This window comes from Gilvimarinus sp. 1_MG-2023 (assembly GCF_030548285.1).
In genome coordinates this window covers 1-234 of the sequence record NZ_JAUOSC010001787.1, presented here as the reverse complement: position 1 = coordinate 234, position 234 = coordinate 1, and the positions used below count along the sequence as shown (strand labels likewise).

Annotated in this window: 1 pseudogene; it reads left to right on the top strand. The window is 53.4% G+C overall.

Annotated features, from left to right (window positions below):
• Window positions 1–234 (top strand): annotated as a pseudogene (gene clpA, locus Q4563_RS23925) (ATP-dependent Clp protease ATP-binding subunit ClpA); the annotation flags it as partial.

Here is a 234-nt window from a genome sequence, read left to right as displayed (position 1 = left end):
GGAAACGAGCACGGCGCCGAAGAGGGTTAGAAAGAAAAAACCGATGACGAGTCGCTAGGGGTAGAGCAGCCCTCTCAAAGCCCATTGGAAAACTATGCGACCAACCTTAATGAGATTGCCGCCAACGGCAAAATTGACCCACAGATTGGCCGCATCTTCGAGTTGGAGCGAGTCGCGCAGATAATAACCCGCCGTCGCAAAAACAAACCGCTGCTGGTAGTTGAGTCCGGTGTG